Here is an 8,442-nt window from a genome sequence, read left to right as displayed (position 1 = left end):
GCAATTTGTGGGAATAGTCCTCAAAAAAATGAGACCAATTGGTCTCAAAAATCGGTCGTAGAATAATTGTTCGGCAATTTGTGGGAATAGTCCTCAAAAAAATGAGACCAATTGGTCTCAAAAATCGGCTGTAGAATAATTGTTCGGCAATTGGTTCACGATAAAATTGGGCTTTCAGGATTTGAGATGGGAAATTTTAAAAGAAAAGGGAAACTATGAATTCAACATCCACAATTGAAAATCCCAAATCCCCAGATGCCAAAATCGATCTGCGGGGGACTCCGTGTCCTCTGAATTTTGTCCGCACTAAATTGCGCTTGGAGCAAATGCCACCGGGTGCTGTTTTAGAAGTGTGGTTGGATGCTGGGGAGCCGATCGAACAAGTGCCTGATAGTCTAAAAATCGAAGGCTATCAAATTCTCGAAACGCAATTTATCGCCGATGAGTCGGAATCGGGCTTTTTTGCGATGAAAGTCCAGCGCCCAGAACACCAGGAAGCAGGATGAACCTGAATTTATCTTCGCTCATCGGTACTGTAGTGGCTGTTCAGGCTAACTTCTACCGAGTCAGATTAGATATAGAAGCCGACATAGATGACAATATAGCCCTAGCAGATGCTCCAACTCTGTTGTGCACTCGCCGCACTCGACTGAAAAAAATTGGTCAACAGGTGATGGTGGGCGATCGCGTGGTGGTAGACGAGCCTGACTGGACTGACCGCCGGGGTGCAATTTCACAAGTCTTCCTGCGCCGCACAGAACTCAATCGCCCGCCTGTGGCTAATGCCGATCGCATTCTCCTCGTTTTTGCCCTCGCCGAACCCGATTTAGACCCCGCCTCATTAACTCGGTTTTTAGTTAAGGCAGAATCTACAGGTTTAGAGGTGAGTTTGTGCCTGAATAAATGCGATTTGGTGAGTGTCGAGGAGTTGGAACAGTGGCGCGATCGGCTTTCAGGCTGGGGCTACGAACCAATGTTTATTAGCGTTCGCAGCGGCTCAGGAGTCCGGGAAGCGGCGGCTAATTTTCAAAACAAAGTCGATGTCAAAAAAGTAGCCAGCCAGCATTTATCGGACAATATAGATAGTTCTGTGTTTCCTTCTGGGGATAACCCGATACTGCCAAATTTTATCCCTCCGTTAGAGGCGTTAAATTCACTACCCGATCGCTTGCCGGACTTGCTTCCGGGCCCTGTCCAAGGGAAAATAACGATAATTTGTGGGCCTTCTGGGGTCGGCAAGTCTAGCTTGATCAACCAACTGGTTCCGGCGCTGAACCTGCGAGTCAATTCTGTTTCTGGCAAACTCGGCCGCGGGCGCCACACCACTCGCCACGTCGAACTATTTGAACTCCCCGACGGCGGGCTTTTGGCAGATACTCCTGGCTTTAATCAGCCAGCTCTCGACTGCGCTCCGTCCGAGTTAGCTGAATATTTTCCAGAAGCTCGTCAGAGGCTGGCTTTAGGTAGCTGCCAGTTTAGCGACTGTTCGCACCGAGATGAGCCTAACTGCGTGGTGCGCGGATCTTGGGAGCGTTACGAGTATTATTTGAATTTTCTAGAAGAGGCGATCGTCCGCGAGCAAGCTCTGCAAAACTCTAGCAGTGCCGAATCGAGTTTGAAGCAACAAACCAAGTCGGACGGTACTCAGCACTACGAACCGAAACTGCAAACAAAAAAATATCGCCGCTCTTCCCGCCGCCTGCAACACCAGTCACTGCAAGATATGTGCCAAGAAGACCTAGAGCAATTCTGAGCAATTGAGGGCTGCCTCGATCTCGAAGCGGTAGAAAATAGTAGTAAAACTTATCCAGCAACCGGATGCGATCGAGTAAGATACTTCTTTGCAGTCCGAAGCCGAGTTAGCAAGACCGGTTTCTCTAGTGGCTAGTGCGTAAGTCCGGAGTACATTAGTAGCTAAAATTAAATGGCCTGAGATTTCTTAAAAAAAGTAGAACAAAAGCAAAACTTAGCGGGTACTGCAGGAGCAACAATATTGTGAATATTCAAGAGCTGTTTCAGAAAGGTGGCCCCGCCATGTGGCCCCTGTTAGTGTTATCGATTCTGTCTGTAAGTACAATTATCGAGCGTTTGTGGTTCTGGGCGAGCCTCTTGAGCAAAGAGAAGCAGATTGTTAACCGCATTCTCGACGCGGCGCGCAGTGATTGGGCGGCGGCTAACGAGATTGCTAGACAAGCAAACCGACAGCCGATCGGGCGATTTCTTTCTGCACCCCTGCGCCTCTACAATCCCGAACCAGATTTATTTAGACTGGCGCTCGAAGCAGCAGCAGATGAAGAGTTAGCTTCAATGCGTCGCGGCGACAAAATTTTAGAAGCGACGATCGCTCTGGCTCCTTTGCTGGGCTTGCTGGGAACAGTTTTGGGCTTGATTAACTCCCTCAGTTCCATTCGTCTGGGCGACATCGGCACGGCGGCCACCACAGGCGTGACTTTGGGGATTAGCGAGGCGCTGATCACGACTGCGACTGGGATGGTAGTAGCAATTTTTACCTTGGCATTTTATCGGATATTTCAAGCTTTTTTGTTTAACCAAGCCAAAATATTTCGCAAAGCTGGAAATGAAATGGAAATGCTTTATCGGCAATACTGGCCGACGGCTAATGCTAAAGGTCGATCGCCCGGTACAGATCACAACAATTCTTCCTTTGGTTCCGATGGTTTGAACAGGCGTTCTCTCAATTCTCAAGAATCGGGGGAACGTCTCAGGGAGCCGAAATTGAAAGGTTCCGATCCCGATGTTGATTCAACTTCTAATAATTAGAATCAAGGAGAACTGATGAAGATTCACTTAGATACTCCTGGTGAAGATGCTCGGATTGAACTGGTGCCTTTAATTGACGTAATCTTTTGCATCTTGACGTTTTTTTTGCTGGCGGCTTTGCAACTGACTCGCCAGCAAGCGATTAATGTCGATTTGCCCAAGGCGAAGACGGGACAAACTCAGATGCGAGAAATGCTGATTGTCAGCATAGACGATTTTGGGCAAACCTATATCGACCAATTGCCTGTTAATTACCAACAGCTCGATCGAGTTATCAAGAGTTTCCGCAGCACAAATCCTGCCGGATTAATGGTGCTCTACGCTCCTCAAAATGCTAAATACGCCAAAGTTGTCGAGGTTTTAGACAAATTGCGAGAGGTAGGGGGCGATCGAGTAGCCCTAGCAACTCTTCCTAGTTCGGCTCCCTCCGCGGGGCCCAATCCTTCGCTTCCCAATTCTGGGATTCCTGTGCCACCTGCGGGCAATTTGGGTCAACCGTTACCGTCTCCCGTAGCTCCAGGCCAGCAGCAGCTCAATCCGAATCAGTTTCAATCTCCTCTTCCAGCTCCAAGACAGCAGCAGTTTAATCCGAATCAGTTTCAATCTCCTCTCCCTGCTCCGGGACAGCAGCCTAACAACACTGGAGGAAATCAGGGTATTCCTCCTGGTTCGCCTCAAACCACTGCTCCCAATTTCAGACCCGGAGCGGCCGCTTCACCAACGCAGAATCTCCCTTCATCTAATTAGTTGAAGTTTGGCAACTACCAGTGTACGGAATCTAACTGAAGTCGTTTCAAGGTAGGAGTTCAGAGGGATTTACGGGATAGATAGAAGCAAGTAACAACGGGTGCATCTAGGTTTTGCATTTGTAGTGCTGTCGGGAGCACAGCAAAGCTGTGTAAAGCACGCAAGTTCTTAAGCTCGCACTATAAAAAAACGTCCTTTTTGCGAAAATGAGATGCTCCCGCAACCACACAGAAATTGAAATTCTCCTCCTGGGACACTCTATCTCCCTGTCCGCTCTCCTCGTGTCCCCCTCGCGGAGAGCATCTTCGCGCGAGTTGGTATAAATCGCTTCAATTATTTCGGTTCGTACTGAGCCTTTTTTCTTTTGACCAGGAGATAGAGTGGTATCAGTCGGCAGAAGGAACTTTTGCAGACATTCTGCCATCTGTGCGATCGAGTTATTTCTTGGGACAGATTGTAATTTTGTCAAATTATTGTTACCTTTTGTAATATAACTAAGCGAAATCGGCTGGTGGCGCATCCTGAAACCAACAGCCGATCGCTGAAATAACTTACAAATCTGGTTAATCCAGGTTTTCAGTATCAAGTCACCTTTACTTACAGAGGAGTCTTTCGTCATGAGCCAACCAGCAGAATTGTCTTTGGAGCAGCAATTTAGCCTGTGTTCCTTCAAAACACAGGTAAGTGACATGAGCCGCGAACAAGCACAGGAGTTTTTGGTCAAGCTTTACGAGCAAATGATGTTGCGCGAAACCATGTACCGGCATTTTCTCAAACACCATTGGGGATTAGAACCCAATCGGGCCGTTGAGTAGTTTAGAGTCGCAGTCGGCGACCTCCGTCTCTTACTCTGTTCCTCAGGTGGAAAAGAGTTGGGGGTGATGGGGCGTCACTCGAAGTAACACGATGTGTAGAGAGTCATAGTCGAGGAGAAAGATTTGACAGCTAGCTTCTTGATTCAACTGTATTTCGGCAGTCAATTTCAACATTATGTCGATCGACACAGCAGCAGAAGGAAAAAATCATCGCTCGTGGCTCGACTCAAAAATTTAATAGTTATTAATAATTGTTAAAAAAGTTTTTTTCACAAATAAATATATTTATTTTGATACCGAATCCGGGTTTCCTACCCCGTTATGATTGCGAATCTTCAATCATTCAATTCTTCAATTTTCAAATTCAAAATCTCAAATATAAAATAGCTATAAAATAATTAACGGGGATGAATAACCCGGATTTGGTACTGGTGGTAGCGGATGAGGTTTGATAATAATGGCGCCAGTCGGACATCTGAGCGCGACCTCCGACCAGCAAGACCTTCTATTTTAATATCAAACCCTATAACTGGCAACTCTTGACTCTAGAAAGAGTTATTCTGACTGGCGTTCAAGAGTTGCCTCCATGGTACTCGTCAAGTAATGACCAGACATGACGCCGCTAGATTGATAGTAGCGGTTGTCATCAACGCGGTGAAGGGTATCAAAACCCGTGCGCCGCTGGCGTTCGTCTCCCAGTACCCAGTAACGCTGGACGATCGACTGGGGAGCAATCCAACCTTCTCCCTCGACTCGGCCGAGTTCGCTGTGTTGGAGTACAAAAGTATACTGCCGTTCATCGCTGTTGAGGTGTCCTCGGTACTGCAAAATAATTTCTTCGCGATCGCCTCCAGGAAACACGAGCTTCGTCACCATACTGAACCAATCCGTTCGGTTCCAGCTCACTAAAGTTTTGCCTTTGACCGTAATTGGCACGCCATTGCGCTCAATCCAACTTCCTTCGAGCGTCCATTGGCCAGATTCCATTAAAAACGTGTGAGCCACAGTGCTGTTCCTATGCTTTTCCTGCTGGCTACAATGCTGGTGCAACAACGCACAGCCGTTGTCCCTCAGACTCTATGCTATCACGCCAAACTGTGCCAACAAGAGTTAATTTCTCCTAAAAGTACCGGTGCAGCAGCACCAGTAACTTGAGGCAGATTGCCGGGAATGCCCCGCACCCGCCACTCGGCTAAAACCGCGAAAGCGATCGCCTCTTTAAAATCTACACTCAAGCCTGCCTCAGAAGTAGTCAACACTTGCACAGGATGCAACTGAGATTGCAATCTGCCTTTTAAGTAGATATTGTGGCTGCCGCCCCCGCACAGTAAAACTCGATCGGGCATAGCCGGCAAAAAAGTTTGGTAACTGCGAACGATCGAGAGCACAGTCAGTTCTGTCAAAGTAGCCAGCACATCAGCAGGACTGAGGTTGTAGGGCTCGGCATCGAGCAAACATCGGTCAAAATAGTCTACACCAAATAACTCTCGCCCTGTCGATTTTGGAGGTGCCTGAGCAAAAAAATCTTGAGAGAGCCAATTTTCGACTAAAGCTTGACAGGGAGTGCCCCTTGAGGCCCAAGCTCCACCAGAATCGATCGTCAAAGTGGCGCCCGAGAAGTGCCCAACTGCCAAATCTAACAGAGAATTTGCCGGGCCTGTATCCCACCCCAATATGCCATCTCCGAGAGTATAAATCTCCGATTTCTCAGGGTTTGGGGGCTTTCCGGTAGCTGGGAGATAGGTAACGTTGCCAATTCCACCAAGATTTTGGATGCAGAGGCTGCGGTTGGGTTCAGCCAGCAGGCAGGCATCAACTATGGGAACCAAGGGCGCTCCTTGACCGCCTGCTGCAATGTCGGCAGGTCGGAAGTTGCTAACAGTAGTAATGCCTGTTAATTGGGCAATTAGGGTTCCCCGCCCTAGTTGTAAGCTGTAGCCCATCAACGATTTGGGAAACGGTGTCGTACCCGAGCTGCTATTTTCCGTATTTCCAGGAGGTCGGTGGTATACCGTTTGCCCGTGAGAGCCAATTAATTCTGCTGGAGCGTGTTCTGCTTGAATTGTCAAGGCCGCCGTCGCAAACTCTTGGGCGATCGCATCATCTAATTGGGCGAATTCAGCCATTGACAAAGGTGAGCCGCTGCAAACCGAGAGAATTTGCGATCGCAGAGCCGCCGGATAAGGGAAAGTCTTACCCGCCACCAAATTCACTTTCAAGTCTGCTTGGGAACCTACCACATCAACCAACGCAGCATCAATGCCATCCACTGAGGTGCCGCTGATCAAACCGATAACGCGAACCATGCGATTTTAGATTTTTGATTGAGAGATTTTTTGACTGGGAGATTTTGAGGTGCCAGAGGGCGCGAGGATATTATTTGAGGTCGATCGTCACGATCACCACAGTAATATTATCTCGTCCCCCTTTATCCTTAGCTGCTTCAATCAAAGCTGTGGCCGCGCCCTCGCAGGCGCGAATCGACTTCAGAGGGGAAGCTATCAACGGATCGGAAAGTTCCTCAGTCAAGCCGTCACTACACAGCAGCAAGCGATCCCCAGGCTTTACGTCCACCGGCAAAATATCTATTTCGCGCAAATCATCGCGACCCAAACACTGAGACAAAACGTGACGCCAAGGATGACTGCGAGCCTGTTCGGGAGTCAGCGCCTTTCTTTTGACAGCCTGAGCCACCCAAGTCTGGTCTTCAGTAATCTGCTCTAAGCGAGCTCCGTGGAGGCGGTACAAGCGGGAGTCTCCGATATTAGCGCACCAAGGTCTCCCCTCATCCCTAAAAATGAGAACCACAGCGGTAGTCCCCATATCAGCACGCTCGGGGTGGTTGAGCTGATCCGTCAAAATCGCTTGATTGGCCAGTAAAAAAGCCTTTTCCAATAACAGCGGAGAATCCTCCGGCTCTTCCCAATGTTCGATTAAATAAGATTGAATCGCCCCAGTCGCAATCCGACTGGCTTCTTGACCTCCGGCGTGTCCTCCCATGCCGTCGGCCACTATGAAAAATCGCCCGTCAGGGTCTATATAGTACGAATCCTGATTTACAGAACGAACTAGCCCTGTGTCTGTCTTGCCTGCGAAAGAGCGTTTCATAGATTGGGTGATTTGACTCATCGAACTTGAAAGCTTGATTTAACACCTGCAAAGTTTTCCGGCCAAACTTAAGTTAGGAACCGGAGTTGACATTTCTGCCGCCGACGATCGCCCGTTTGGGAAAAATTGCAGTTACTTGATCTCATATTGTAGCTCGTCTGATGGTAACCACATCTAAAAATTTGTCTAAAGCAAGGATATGAAGTAGCACCTGCAATAAAACTGGATTTCGACACAAAAATCAGAGGTTGAGCTGGCGACAAATAGGAAGCAGCCTGGTTTTTCGCACGAGTCGCGCGCCGCTGGTGGTGTAAATTTTAGCTATACCGCTGGGAATCCCTGGCGCGAGGATAGCAGTTTGCGGTTCGCGGGTCGATCGTGCAGCAGGTGAGACAAGGATTGCACTCACCCACTTGTCCGACTATCGCAGATATTGACAAGTGGGTTGCTCGACTTTGCTGTTACATTCGATAATTCTCAATGTTTTACAATACCAAAACCCTAGACATCTCAGAAAGCACTAACGAAAGCTGAAGCTTAAACAGCGTAAATTATCTCGGCAACAAGATGAGGCTAAAAAATCGCGACGCAAAGCTAAACTGGCTGTTGTCAAAGTTTCTTCAAAAATCCCTAGAGTTCGGGAAGATTTTTGGCATAAAATATCTGGCAAGATAGTCGATCAAAACCAAATTATTATCGTTGAAAATTCCCTAGTAAAAAACCGGGCGAACAATCATCATCTTGCCTTATCCATCAGCGATACTGGCTGAGAAATGTTCTTTACCACAGTCAATTACAAAGCAGAAGCGTTCGGGAAAGTAGACCTAGAATTAGGTCGATTCTTGCCGTCATCGCAGCTTTATTCCGAGATATTACTGTCGTTGTGGCCTCTGAATTTTTCAGTCCGCCAGAGCAATTGTCTCGACTACTGGAGGCAGTATTATAAAACTTCATTAAGTTTGTAAGCAAGAGCAAGCAATGGTAGTACGAT

General features: G+C 47.9%; 9 protein-coding genes. 5 read left to right on the top strand and 4 right to left on the bottom strand.

Annotated features, from left to right (window positions below):
* The first annotated feature begins 215 nt into the window (after window positions 1-215).
* The 5 genes from QT974_RS18810 to QT974_RS18790 all read left to right on the top strand — a co-directional run bounded on the left by QT974_RS18810 (window position 216) and on the right by QT974_RS18790 (window position 4,343).
* Window positions 216-506 (top strand): sulfurtransferase TusA family protein, encoded by a 291-nt coding sequence (locus tag QT974_RS18810; protein WP_333469958.1) that lies wholly within the window; start codon window positions 216-218, stop codon window positions 504-506.
* On the top strand, window positions 503-1,753 hold the full coding sequence (rsgA, locus tag QT974_RS18805; protein WP_333469957.1) for a ribosome small subunit-dependent GTPase A: 1,251 nt from the start codon (window positions 503-505) through the stop codon (window positions 1,751-1,753). The genes QT974_RS18810 and rsgA overlap by 4 nt, the downstream gene beginning before the upstream one ends.
* Before the next feature lie 242 nt (window positions 1,754-1,995).
* A complete protein-coding gene (locus tag QT974_RS18800; RefSeq protein WP_333469956.1) occupies window positions 1,996-2,781 on the top strand; it encodes a MotA/TolQ/ExbB proton channel family protein in 786 nt (261 codons plus the stop codon).
* A 15-nt stretch (window positions 2,782-2,796) separates the two neighbouring features.
* On the top strand, window positions 2,797-3,528 hold the full coding sequence (locus QT974_RS18795) for an ExbD/TolR family protein (protein ID WP_333469955.1): 732 nt from the start codon (window positions 2,797-2,799) through the stop codon (window positions 3,526-3,528).
* Window positions 3,529-4,145: 617 nt separating this feature from the next.
* A complete protein-coding gene (locus tag QT974_RS18790) occupies window positions 4,146-4,343 on the top strand; it encodes an NblA/ycf18 family protein (RefSeq protein WP_333469954.1) in 198 nt (65 codons plus the stop codon).
* A gap of 555 nt (window positions 4,344-4,898) precedes the next feature.
* Here the strand turns inward: QT974_RS18790 and QT974_RS18785 are convergent.
* The 4 genes from QT974_RS18785 to QT974_RS18770 all read right to left on the bottom strand — a co-directional run bounded on the left by QT974_RS18785 (window position 4,899) and on the right by QT974_RS18770 (window position 7,860).
* Window positions 4,899-5,348 (bottom strand): hypothetical protein, encoded by a 450-nt coding sequence (locus tag QT974_RS18785; RefSeq protein WP_333469953.1) that lies wholly within the window; start codon window positions 5,346-5,348, stop codon window positions 4,899-4,901.
* An 80-nt stretch (window positions 5,349-5,428) separates the two neighbouring features.
* Window positions 5,429-6,649: an anhydro-N-acetylmuramic acid kinase gene (locus QT974_RS18780; RefSeq protein WP_333469952.1), complete on the bottom strand. Its 1,221-nt coding sequence runs from the start codon at window positions 6,647-6,649 to the stop codon at window positions 5,429-5,431.
* Between the two features lie 70 nt (window positions 6,650-6,719).
* Complete coding sequence (locus QT974_RS18775) at window positions 6,720-7,451, bottom strand: PP2C family protein-serine/threonine phosphatase (protein WP_333469951.1); 732 nt, start codon at window positions 7,449-7,451, stop codon at window positions 6,720-6,722.
* A 241-nt stretch (window positions 7,452-7,692) separates the two neighbouring features.
* Window positions 7,693-7,860 carry a hypothetical protein gene (locus QT974_RS18770; RefSeq protein ID WP_333469950.1) on the bottom strand — a complete coding sequence of 56 codons (168 nt, stop codon included), beginning with the start codon at window positions 7,858-7,860 and terminating at the stop codon, window positions 7,693-7,695.
* Window positions 7,861-8,442: the final 582 nt, after the last annotated feature.

It is taken from the genome of Microcoleus sp. BM001215392 (assembly GCF_036700185.1).
In the GTDB taxonomy this organism is placed as follows: Bacteria; Cyanobacteriota; Cyanobacteriia; order Cyanobacteriales; family Microcoleaceae; genus Microcoleus.
The sequence above is the reverse complement of the archived record's forward strand: the minus strand, read 5'-3'. Positions and strand labels throughout refer to the sequence as shown.